At 60.8% G+C, this 8,730-nt stretch carries 10 protein-coding genes; 2 read left to right on the plus strand and 8 right to left on the minus strand.

What is annotated here, in order from left to right:
* Both gacA and SNL23_RS26405 read right to left on the minus strand, forming a co-directional pair.
* Positions 1-642 carry a response regulator transcription factor GacA gene (gene gacA, locus SNL23_RS26400; protein ID WP_008436066.1) on the minus strand — a complete coding sequence of 214 codons (642 nt, stop codon included), beginning with the start codon at positions 640-642 and terminating at the stop codon, positions 1-3.
* Positions 643-793: 151 nt separating this feature from the next.
* Positions 794-1,159, minus strand: coding sequence for a helix-turn-helix domain-containing protein (locus SNL23_RS26405; protein ID WP_076016415.1), 366 nt, complete (start codon positions 1,157-1,159; stop codon positions 794-796).
* Between the two features lie 81 nt (positions 1,160-1,240).
* Here SNL23_RS26405 and SNL23_RS26410 point away from each other — a divergent pair, with 81 nt between their 5' ends.
* Positions 1,241-1,480 (plus strand): DNA-binding protein, encoded by a 240-nt coding sequence (locus SNL23_RS26410; protein WP_076016416.1) that lies wholly within the window; start codon positions 1,241-1,243, stop codon positions 1,478-1,480.
* A gap of 64 nt (positions 1,481-1,544) precedes the next feature.
* Here SNL23_RS26410 and SNL23_RS26415 read toward each other — a convergent pair whose 3' ends face one another.
* Both SNL23_RS26415 and SNL23_RS26420 read right to left on the minus strand, forming a co-directional pair.
* Positions 1,545-1,979: a GNAT family N-acetyltransferase gene (locus SNL23_RS26415; protein WP_318304103.1), complete on the minus strand. Its 435-nt coding sequence runs from the start codon at positions 1,977-1,979 to the stop codon at positions 1,545-1,547.
* 13 nt (positions 1,980-1,992) lie between these two features.
* Positions 1,993-2,745 carry a carbon-nitrogen hydrolase family protein gene (locus SNL23_RS26420; protein WP_318304104.1) on the minus strand — a complete coding sequence of 251 codons (753 nt, stop codon included), beginning with the start codon at positions 2,743-2,745 and terminating at the stop codon, positions 1,993-1,995.
* A gap of 619 nt (positions 2,746-3,364) precedes the next feature.
* Between SNL23_RS26420 and SNL23_RS26425 the strand changes: the two genes are divergently transcribed.
* Positions 3,365-4,441: a 3-deoxy-7-phosphoheptulonate synthase gene (locus SNL23_RS26425; protein WP_076016418.1), complete on the plus strand. Its 1,077-nt coding sequence runs from the start codon at positions 3,365-3,367 to the stop codon at positions 4,439-4,441.
* A gap of 124 nt (positions 4,442-4,565) precedes the next feature.
* Here the strand turns inward: SNL23_RS26425 and SNL23_RS26430 are convergent, their stop codons facing one another.
* Genes SNL23_RS26430 through SNL23_RS26445 form a run of 4 tightly spaced genes read right to left on the minus strand, consistent with a single transcriptional unit; the run spans position 4,566 to position 8,686 of the window.
* Positions 4,566-5,264: an NAD(P)H-dependent oxidoreductase gene (locus SNL23_RS26430; RefSeq protein WP_318304105.1), complete on the minus strand. Its 699-nt coding sequence runs from the start codon at positions 5,262-5,264 to the stop codon at positions 4,566-4,568.
* A 9-nt stretch (positions 5,265-5,273) separates the two neighbouring features.
* Positions 5,274-6,893, minus strand: a complete 1,620-nt coding sequence (locus tag SNL23_RS26435) for an ABC transporter ATP-binding protein (RefSeq protein ID WP_318304107.1) — start codon at positions 6,891-6,893, stop codon at positions 5,274-5,276.
* A 2-nt stretch (positions 6,894-6,895) separates the two neighbouring features.
* Positions 6,896-7,723, minus strand: coding sequence for an ABC transporter permease (locus tag SNL23_RS26440; protein ID WP_143503625.1), 828 nt, complete (start codon positions 7,721-7,723; stop codon positions 6,896-6,898).
* Positions 7,724-7,726: 3 nt separating this feature from the next.
* On the minus strand, positions 7,727-8,686 hold the full coding sequence (locus SNL23_RS26445) for an ABC transporter permease (RefSeq protein ID WP_318304110.1): 960 nt from the start codon (positions 8,684-8,686) through the stop codon (positions 7,727-7,729).
* Between the last annotated feature and the right edge of the window lie 44 nt (positions 8,687-8,730).

Raw genomic sequence — 8,730 nt, forward strand, 5'->3', positions numbered from 1 at the left:
TCAGGCGCTGGCATCTACCATGCCGTGGCGGACCGCCAGCAAGGTCAATTCAACATCGCTGCTGATGGAGAGCTTTTCGAAAATCCGATAACGGTAGGTGTTCACGGTTTTCGGCGAAAGGCACAGCTTGTCGGAGATCGACTGGACTTTTTGACAGCCGACAATCATCAAGGCGATCTGGATTTCCCGCTCCGACAGCGCATCGAACGGCGAGTCACTGGTAGGCTGGAACGACTTGATCGCCAACTGCTGGGCAATCTGCGGGCTGATGTAGCGTTGGCCGGCAAACACCAGGCGAATGGCCTGGACCATTTCCGCCAAGCCCGCGCCTTTTGTCAGATAGCCGGCAGCGCCCGCTTGTAGCAGCCGTGTAGGAAACGGATCTTCCTCACACACGGTAACTACCACGACTTTGATATCCGGATGGCTGCGCAATAACTTTGTAGTGGCGCCAAGACCGCCGATCCCGGGCATCTTGACGTCCATCAAAACCACGTCGGGCTTCAACTCCCGGGCCTTGATCAGGGACTCCTCCCCTGACTCGGCCTGGCCGACTACTTGCAGGCCATCGATGTCAGCCAGCATTCGTGTAATGCCTGTACGAACGAGATCATGGTCATCGACTACTAGCACCCTAATCAAGCAGACACCTCGCGATATGGTCTTATAGGTTGCTGAACACCTTAGCAAAAAACCAAGGCGCAGACCTAGCTGCAAGCGTCATATATATAGAGTTTCAATGCACAACGGGCCGCCGCCGAATGGCGGGCGGCTCAATTTCCTGGGTAAAAGGTCAGGAATCCGGGGCGGATGACCTGTTTTTTCCATTAGTGGAGATTGAAAGCTCGGCCAGGGTTGAAGTCAGGCGATGGATTGCATCCTGGTCTTCCTTGAACATCGCACGGTAGTTGCCCAGTACTTTTTCTTCGACTTGGCTCAGATTTTCCATTTGGGTCGGCGTCGGAGTACCGGTCAACACGTACAGGATATCGACACCTCTTTCTGCCACGCGGGACAAGTAATCAGCCTTGGGCGCGCGTCCGCCATTTTCATATTTACCCTGTGCGTTAGCCTCTACACCTCCTATTTCACCAAAAGTTTTCTGCGACAGGCCAAGTCGCTCTCTTTCTTGCCTTAACCGGAAACCGATTCCACTCATTTGGATGTATGATCCTATTTGGCACACCCCTAGAGGTGACACACTCATCTCGTTTTACACAAACTTGAACGGTTTTGAACTATGCCCGGTATTCGCACTGCTGCACAAGCCAAGGCTTGGCTGGAACATCAAGGTAAGTCTGTTCAAGCGTTCGCCCGGGAAAATGGCGTGGACCCGGCAACCACTTATCAAGTGCTCGCTGGGCGCAAAAAGGGACGACGGGGAGAAGCCCACAAGGTGGCGGTCCTGTTGGGCATGAAGGACGGGATCATTCCGGTTGAGGACGAAACCGCGAGGCAAGATCAGGAACTCACCTCTTGAAGTCAGTATGCGCTTATTAAGACCAAGTGCCTGTTTTCCTCAAATTGACAGTACTCACGCCTGATCACGTCCGGCAATTGCGCTCCATGCGCCAGAAGCTATCCTCCGCGCCAACGATTTCCAGGCCCTTGCGCTGGTAAAGCCTTCGCGCCGGGTTGGTCTTGAAAACGGTCAACCGTAAAAGACCCAGACCTTCCGCGCGCGCCTTGTACACCATCTGCTCGATAACCCAGCCGCCCGCTCCTTGATGACGAAACGCCTCAAGAATGTGCAGTTCGCGGATATACAGCGCCTTCGGGTCACGACTAAGGCTGATAAAACCCATCACCTCGCGATCGCGACAGATCAGCCAGTTTTCCCGACCCGCCCAGGCGGTATCGAACCCGGCATCGGACCACGACAAATCGTATTGGCGATAATAGCTGCCCATGGCCTGATGGGTCAGGGTTCGGGCGAATGCCAAGTGTTGGCTGGTTGCGGCCTGTAGTTGAAACGCCATGTGCCTGCGCTCCCTAAATCGCCACCTGGTCCCCGGACCACTGGCCAGCGGTGCTGCGACGTGCAATCACCAGCGAATCGCCCACACCCGGGGCGGCTGCGATCAAGCCGCCGTCAGCGCCCCAGATGGCGCTACGTCCGGCGCAGGTCCAGCCACCGGTTGGGCCGCCGTGGTTGGCCATCAGTACCAGCATTTGGTGCTCGGCGGCGTAGCCCTGAAGCAACGTCGTATCAGGCGCGTAGCCGCCCTCGCTGATCAGCACACCCGCAGCGTAGATATTCGCCCCGGCCTCGGCTGCCTGCCGTGGATGGCTGGCGTGGGAGAAGTCTGCGCATACCGCCAGGGCAATCCGGTCGTCACCCCACTCAAGGGCCGCCCCGCCCTGCCCCGCAGCAAAGGCCGCTTCTTCACCGGGATGCAAATGCTGCTTGGTATAGACCGACACCGAGCCACCCGGCTCCAGTACCAGCGCGCCGATCAACACCTCTTTCGCCGCGCCCAGACGAATCGGCATGCCCACCACTGCTGTAATGCGCAACTCACGAGCCATCTCCCGCAGCGGCGCCAGTACTTCATCGTCCGGCGCAATCGCCAGCCCGGCGGCCAGGGAGGGTTCATATCCCGTCAGGGACAGTTCCGGAAACACCAGCAACTGCACAGCGTGCTCCGCCGCAACACGCATGAAGGCCAGGTGACGAGCGATATTGCCGGGCACATCGCCTGCAATGGAAATGGATTGGGCAGCAGCAATCGTCAAGGCAGTCATGGTCGCATCCAGGCAATCATCGTTAAGTCGGTGCAGCATATCGGCACTTGGGCCATAGCCGTAAGTACCCAAGCTCCATAGAAATTACTGATTGAATCCACCCGCTCGCCTCAGTTAAGCTCCCCCCATCATTTGGAGACACACCATGTTGCAACTCACCCACACTCAGGTTTGCCCTGCTGCCAGCGCCCAGCGCTCGGTCGTGGCTGCCCGTGTGAGCGGTTTGAGCGCACTGGTCAGCTTTTATTTTGGGTATTGGTTTAGCCACTGGCGCGCCTGATACCTGAAATCGGCGCCCACTACTCAAGGGGTCGCCTACCAGAGAAATCTAACCCCCGGTCGGCTCCCCGACCGGGGGTTTTGTTTTTTCAGCCCTTAATTATTTTTGCCACACACCGAACACTTAAAGGACTCACGACATGAACTACGCCACCTATTACCGCTACGACACCTCCACCGCCTGGCGATTTAGCAAGCTCCGTTCGGGACAGCCTGCCGCCTCCGATCGGTCACCTATTGGTGGCAAGCCAACACACGTAGCCAATACGGCCAATTGTCGAACACCCCAGTAGGGCAAAGCGCGCGGGAACAGCCCGCCGCTTGCCCAGGAAGCCCGAATATGAACTCCTCGATCGCCGCTCTGCCTGTTTCTACCTTGTCCTGCGCCAATGAAGCGCTGACCCAGCGTTTGCCCAGTGCCCTGGAGCTCAAGCACCAACTGCCCCTGAGCCCGTTCCTCAACGAACAGATCCACGCCCATCGCCAAGCCGTGCGCGCCATTCTCAAGGGCGAAGACTCACGCCTGCTGGTGATCGTCGGCCCGTGCTCGATCCACGACCCGGAATCGGCCATGGAATACGCCCGCAACCTGAAAAAACTGGCCCATGAAGTCAGTGACCAGATGCTGCTGGTGATCCGCGCCTACGTCGAAAAACCCCGCACCACCATCGGCTGGAAAGGCCTGGCCTACGACCCACGCCTGGATGGCAGCGACGACATGGCCGCGGGCCTGAGCCTGTCTCGGGAGCTGATGCGTGAAATGCTGCGCCTGGGCCTGCCGGTGGCCACCGAGCTGCTGCAACCGATGGCTGCCGGCTACTTCGATGACCTGCTGAGCTGGGTCGCCATTGGCGCGCGCACCACCGAATCGCAGATCCACCGCGAAATGGCCAGCGGCCTCGGCATGCCCGTGGGCTTCAAGAACGGCACCGACGGCGGCGTCGCCATCGCCTGTGATGCCATGCGTTCCGCCGCTCACCCGCACCGCCACTTCGGGGTCGACAGCCAAGGTCATCCGGCCATCATCCAGACCCCGGGCAACCCCGATACCCATCTGGTATTGCGCGGCGGCCACCGTGGGCCGAACTACGATCGCCAGAGCGTGGCCCAGGTGCATGCCGACCTGGCCAAGAGCAAAGTCGCGCCGCGGATCATGGTCGACTGCAGCCACGCCAACAGCGGCAAAGACCCGCTGCGCCAACCGGCGGTGTTCAACGACGTGCTGGAGCAGCGCTTGCAGGGCGACACGTCGCTGATCGGCATGATGATCGAAAGCCACCTGTTCGAAGGCTGCCAGCCGTTGAGCCCGTCGATGAAGTACGGCGTGTCGATCACCGACGGCTGCCTGGGCTGGGACGGGACGGAACAGCTGCTACGCAGCGCCGCCGAGCGGCTGCGGGCACAGAATCCCGCCTGACAATGAAGATCAAATGTGGGAGCGGGCTTGCTCGCGAATGCGGTGGTTCAGCCAGCATATGCATCAACTGGCACACCGCTTTCGCGAGCAAGCCCGCTCCCACACTGGATCTTCATTCACTTGACTAAAGTGGGTACAGCGCCTCATCAAACTGCTCGAGTTTGGGAAACACCAACGGCTGGTCATCCGCCAGCCCTTCCAATCGCTGCTGGTAACTGCGCAGAAACCCCTGCCGAGCCTCGGCGCTGATATACGGCACATGCCACGCCACAAACGGCTCGAGCACTTCAAACCCGACATACGCCAGCGTGCCACGCAGAATCGGCCGCAACATATCCTCCAAAGGCCCATGAATCGCCCCTTCGCCAAACATATGCTCGCGCCCGCCGAGGGTCACCGTGACCAGCGCTTTCTTGCCCGCGAGCCCACCCTGATCATAAAACCGCTTGCCGCCGTAACACACGCCCGACACCAGCACCCGGTCAATCCAGCCCTTGAGCATCGCGGGCGCCGAGAACCAGAAGATCGGGAAGTTGAGGATCAGCAGATCGGCCCACAGCAGCTTGTCCAACTCCTGCCGGATATCCGCCGCGATGGATTGGCTTTTCACCCCCAGGCGCTGCTCCAGGGCATACACCAGGTAGTCGGGGTTCTCCCGCGAGGTGAAATCCGAGGCGCTGGCTACGGGATTCCAGTGCATCGCGTAAAGATCGCTGACCTGCACCTCATGCCCCTGCGCTTGCAGAGTAGCGATCGCCTGGTCACGCAAAGCCGCGGTAAACGACTGCGGCTCGGGATGGGCATGGACAATCAACACCTTCATAAAAACTCCTCAAGAAGTAAGCGCGGCCCGTTCGGCCAGCAAATGGTCGAGCCAGTCGGGGTCCATTTCCGGCTCCGATGAAAACAGCAGGCCGGTGTAGTCCTGATACGGCGGGGTGAAGATCGCGCTGCGGCTGCCTTGGTCCACCACCCTGCCCCGCTGCATCACCACCACTTCGTCGGCGATGGCGCGCACCGTGGCAACGTCGTGGGTGATGAACAGGTAGGCCACGCCCAACTGCTGCTGGATGCGGTTGAGCAGCCTCAGCACGCCCTCGGCCACCAACTGGTCCAGGGCCGAGGTCACTTCGTCGCAGATGATCAGTTGTGGGTCAGCCGCCAGGGCGCGGGCGATGCAGATTCGCTGCTTCTGGCCACCGGACAGTTCACGGGGCTGACGCTCCATGAATATGGCCGGATCCAGCTCGATCATCTCCAGCAACTCGGCGACCCGGGCACGCATGGCCTTGCCCTTGAGGCCGAGGTAGAAGGTCAGCGGCCGGCCGATGATGTCGACGATGCGTTGGCGTGGGTTCAGCGCAGTATCGGGAATCTGGTAGATCATCTGGATCCGCCGCAACTGCTCCTTGCTGCGTCGACGAAAGTCCACCGGCAACGCTTCGCCGTCATACAGCACCTGCCCCGCCGTACTCGGCAGGAGCCCGGTAATCAGGCGCGCCGTGGAGCTTTTGCCGCTGCCGGACTCGCCGATCACCGCCAGCGTCTGGCCGCGATACAGGCTCATCGACACGTCGTGCAGCACCGGTTGATGCCCGTAGCTGGCGCACACCTGCCGTACTTCCAGCAACGGCACCTGCTGCTGCGGACAGGCCTTGGGTTCGGTGCGAAAGCTGCGTACCGCCCACAGGGATTTGGTGTAGTCCTGCTGCGGTGCGCTGAGCATGGTCCGGGTCTCGGCCTCCTCCACCCGCTTGCCGTGGCGCAGCACCATGATGCGGTCGGCCATCTGTGCGACCACCGCTAGGTCATGGCTGATATACAGCGCGGCACTGCCGAAGGTTTTGACCGCATCGCGAATCGCCGCCAGCACTTCGATCTGGGTGGTGACGTCGAGGGCGGTGGTAGGTTCGTCGAAGATGATCAGGTCGGGATGGCTGGCCATCGCCATGGCAGTCATCACCCGTTGCAGTTGCCCACCGGAGACCTGATGGGGGTAACGCTGGCCAATGGTTTCCGGATTGGGCAGGCGCAGCACGCGGTACAACTCCACCGCCTCGCGTTCAGCCTGGGCGCGGCTGATGCCGCCGTTGATCACCGCGGTTTCCACGTGCTGGTCAATCAGCCGATGAGCCGGGTTGAACGACGCGGCAGCGCTTTGCGCGACGTAGGCAATGCGCAATCCTCGCAGCTTGCGCAGCGCTTCAGGCTTGGCCTGCAACAGCTGAATGCCGTCAAAGCACACCGAGCCACCGGTGAAGCGGCAACCGTCGCGGGCAAATCCCATCGCCGCCAGGCCCAACGTTGATTTACCCGCGCCGGACTCCCCAATCAACCCCAGCACCTCGCCCCGTTGCAACGTCAGGTCGATGCCCTTGATCAACGGATGCCAGGCATCTTCGTAATGCCCTTCAATCTGCAGGTTGCGGATTTCCAGCAATGGCTTGTCCATCCTCAACACTCCTTCAGGCCGCTGGATTTATGCAGCATCCAGTCGACGACAAAATTCACGCTGACGGTGATCAACGCCACCGCCAGGGCCGGCAGCAACGGGCTGATGTCGCCAAAGGTAATCAGCACCGCATTGTCGCGGACCATGCTGCCCCAATCGGCGGTGGGCGGTTGAATGCCCAGGCCAAGGAACGACAGCGCGCTGATAAACAAAAACACGAAGCAAAAGCGCAGGCCGAATTCGGCAATCAACGGAGCAGCAGCGTTGGGTAGCACTTCTCGGGTGACCAGCCACCAGAGCCCTTCCCCGCGCAGCCGCGCGGCTTCGACAAAATCCTGCACCACCACGGTCATCGCCACGGCCCGGGACAGGCGAAACACCCGGGTCGAGTCCAGCAGTGCAATCACCAATACCAGCGAGGTGGCATTGGTGCCGACAACGCTAAGAATCAGCAAGGCGAAGATCAACTGCGGGATCGCCATCAGGATGTCCACCAGTCGCGACAAAACCTGATCCACCCAGCCGCCCTTGATCGCCGCAATCAGGCCGCTCAAGCCACCCAGCAAAAACGCCAGTACCGTCGTCAGGAACGCAATGCCCAGGGTATTGCGCGCGCCATATACCAGGCGGCTGAACATATCCCGCCCGAGGTTATCGGTGCCCAGCAGGAACTGACCGCTCCAGGGCGCAAACCCGTCGCCCACCACCTGGGTTTCGCCATAGGGCGCGAGCACCGGTGCAAACAACGCCACCAGCACGTACAGCACGATAATCAGCAGGCCGAACTTCGCGCTCAATGGCGCCCTGGCCAGTTGTGTGAGAAGGCTCATGGTCTACCCCTTGGGATGCATCAGGCGTGGGTTGGTGGCGATGGACAGCACATCGGCGCCGGTGTTGAGCAAGATGTAGGTGGCAGCGAAAATCAGGCTGCACGCCTGCACCACAGGAATGTCGCGCTTGGACACCGAGTCCACCAGCAACTGACCGAGGCCCGGGTACACAAACACCACCTCGACCACCACCACGCCCACCACCAGGTAAGCCAGGTTGAGCGCGATCACATTGACGATCGGCGCCAAGGCATTAGGCAATGCGTGGCGCCAGATAATCCGCGACTGGCTGATGCCCTTGAGCCGGGCCATTTCGATGTACGGACTGGCCAGCAGGTTGATCAGCGAGGCGCGGGTCATGCGCATCATCTGCGCGATCACCACCAGGCTCAGGGTGAGCACCGGCAGCACCGAGCGTTCGAGGATGGTGCCGAATGACGCGTCCGGCGCCAGGTTGGACAGGCTGGGAAACCAGCCGAGCTTGACCGAAAACACCAGGATCAGCAGGTAGGCGACGAAAAACTCGGGGAACGACACCGCGCTCAGGGCCGAGGTGTTGAGCAGGCGGTCGAACCAGCTGTTGCGGTACAGCGCGGCGAGCATGCCCAGCACCAGCGCCAGGGGCACCGAAACCAGCGCGGCGAGTGCCGCCAGGCGCAAGGTGTTGCCCAGGCGTGCGCCGATCAGTTCGGCGATGGGCCGCTGGTTGGCCAGGGACGCGCCGAGGTCGCCGTGCAGCAGGCGCAGCAGCCATTGCACGAACCGGCTCAGGGGCGGCAGGTCGAGGCCCAGTTGGGCGCGAAACGCGGCGATGGTTTCCGGCGTGGCGGACTGGCCAAGCATGGCCTGGGCGATATCGCCGGGAAGCATGCCGACGGCCAGGAAGATGATCACCGAGACGGCGAACAAAGACAGCAGGCCGAGAGCCAGGCGTTGGAGCACCAGTTTGAATAGGCTATTCATGTTCGGTTCTCATGAGTTGGGCATGTGCTCGAAGGCGACACAGG

Origin of the sequence: Pseudomonas sp. SED1, assembly GCF_034044025.1 — a bacterium.
In the GTDB taxonomy this organism is placed as follows: Bacteria; Pseudomonadota; Gammaproteobacteria; order Pseudomonadales; family Pseudomonadaceae; genus Aquipseudomonas.

Excerpts from the sequence above, each read along its gene's own strand:
- SNL23_RS26405 (WP_076016415.1), bottom strand. The coding sequence starts at position 1,159 with ATGAGTGGAATCGGTTTCCGGTTAAGGCAAGAAAGAGAGCGACTTGGC.
- SNL23_RS26410 (WP_076016416.1), top strand. The coding sequence starts at position 1,241 with ATGCCCGGTATTCGCACTGCTGCACAAGCCAAGGCTTGGCTGGAACAT.
- SNL23_RS26415 (WP_318304103.1), bottom strand. The coding sequence starts at position 1,979 with ATGGCGTTTCAACTACAGGCCGCAACCAGCCAACACTTGGCATTCGCC.
- SNL23_RS26420 (WP_318304104.1), bottom strand. The coding sequence starts at position 2,745 with ATGACTGCCTTGACGATTGCTGCTGCCCAATCCATTTCCATTGCAGGC.
- SNL23_RS26425 (WP_076016418.1), top strand. The coding sequence starts at position 3,365 with ATGAACTCCTCGATCGCCGCTCTGCCTGTTTCTACCTTGTCCTGCGCC.
- SNL23_RS26430 (WP_318304105.1), bottom strand. The coding sequence starts at position 5,264 with ATGAAGGTGTTGATTGTCCATGCCCATCCCGAGCCGCAGTCGTTTACC.
- SNL23_RS26435 (WP_318304107.1), bottom strand. The coding sequence starts at position 6,893 with ATGGACAAGCCATTGCTGGAAATCCGCAACCTGCAGATTGAAGGGCAT.
- SNL23_RS26440 (WP_143503625.1), bottom strand. The coding sequence starts at position 7,723 with ATGAGCCTTCTCACACAACTGGCCAGGGCGCCATTGAGCGCGAAGTTC.
- SNL23_RS26445 (WP_318304110.1), bottom strand. The coding sequence starts at position 8,686 with ATGAATAGCCTATTCAAACTGGTGCTCCAACGCCTGGCTCTCGGCCTG.